At 51.0% G+C, this 357-nt stretch carries 1 protein-coding gene; it reads left to right on the top strand.

Features of this window, described 5'->3' with window-relative positions:
- Positions 1-314 (top strand): hypothetical protein (locus EU803_RS18460; RefSeq protein WP_207209244.1); only part of this gene is annotated, 314 nt, incomplete at its 5' end.
- Positions 315-357 lie beyond the last annotated feature (43 nt).

Genomic DNA, 357 nt, shown 5'->3' with positions numbered 1-357 from the left:
TGATAGGCGCTCCAATATTGAGGCGCACCATGCGCAAGCGGGTCACCGCGCTAAAGGCCGCAACTACCGGAGGAATAGTTGCATTTACCATTGCATTATTGAGTATCGTCGTTGGTCGCATTAATGGTTGGAGGCAATCTCTCGACCTGCAAAGTAGTTTTGTAAGAGGCGGCAAACACATAATGGAAGTTGACGGTGTTTTGACCGCCTACGGTTGGCTCATGCTCGCTCAAACAACAGCAGTTTTTGTGACCTTGGGTGTCATCGTTGCAATGTTTGTTTGGTACACCATAGGGGAGCCCGATCCGAACTAACAGGATACGAGGATTCTTCCGGAGCGGCCGTTGGCGCAGATGC

The organism is Loktanella sp. IMCC34160, from assembly GCF_004145845.1.
Taxonomy (GTDB): Bacteria; Pseudomonadota; Alphaproteobacteria; order Rhodobacterales; family Rhodobacteraceae; genus SELP01.
The sequence above is the reverse complement of the archived record's forward strand: the minus strand, read 5'-3'. Positions and strand labels throughout refer to the sequence as shown.